The 865-nt window shown below is 63.9% G+C and carries 1 protein-coding gene; it reads left to right on the forward strand.

All coding sequences use genetic code 11. The annotated features are described in order from the left end of the window. The first annotated feature begins 154 nt into the window (after positions 1-154). Entirely contained in the window at positions 155-829 is a 675-nt protein-coding gene (locus tag BN2156_RS06380; protein WP_090511485.1) for a methyltransferase family protein, read from the forward strand. Positions 830-865: the final 36 nt, after the last annotated feature.

Consider the following 865-nt stretch of genomic DNA (forward strand, 5'->3'; position numbering starts at 1 on the left):
GAAGGCTTCGGGTCCGCTGTCGCTTCAAGGGCCTGCGTTCAGGGCCTTGACTTGTGCGTCAATCGTGCCCGTCTCACAGGTGACCGACGGTAGGTTGAGCCGTGCGTCGCGTGGCCGCCTGCAGTCGACACTGCGGCGGACGACAGGAGGATTCGTGAAAGCCGTTGCGAGAGTGGTGGGATTCGGGCTTGTCGAACTGATCGTGTTCGGCTTGGTGCTGTTCTCACTCGCCGGCACACTCGACTTCTGGCAAGCCTGGGCCTTCCTCGTCGTATTCGCCCTTTCGACATGGATTCCCAGCATCTTCTTGCAACGGACAAACCCCGAGGCACACCAACGGCGTAAGCACGCCGGACCGGCGGCGGAGACCCGAACGGTCCAGAAGATCCTCATAGCCGGCTGGTATCTGTCGCTGGCGGCCATGGTGGTGGTCAGCGCCCTGGACCATCGTTTCGATTGGTCGTCGGTACCAGCGGCGATCTGCGTGGCCGGTGATGTTCTGGTGGCCCTCGGACTGGGTGTCACGAGCCTGGTGGTCATCCAGAACAGCTTCGCGGCCTCCACCGTGCAGGTGGAGACTGGCCAGAAGCTCGCCTCCACCGGCCTGTACGGGTTGGTACGTCACCCCATGTACACCGGGAACGTGCTGACGATCGTCGGCTTCCCCCTCGCGCTCGGCTCCTACTGGGGGCTCCTGCCCGTGATACCGAGCCTCGTCGTGCTCGTCATCCGCATCCAGGATGAGGAAAAGCTGCTTGTCGAAGAGCTGGACGGCTACCGCGAATACGCCCAGAAAGCGCGCTACCGCCTGGTCCCCTATATGTGGTGACGACCGCCGGCCCGCACGGGTCGGCGCGGTCGCCGT

It is taken from the genome of Mycolicibacterium neworleansense (assembly GCF_001245615.1).
In the GTDB taxonomy this organism is placed as follows: Bacteria; Actinomycetota; Actinomycetes; order Mycobacteriales; family Mycobacteriaceae; genus Mycobacterium; species Mycobacterium neworleansense.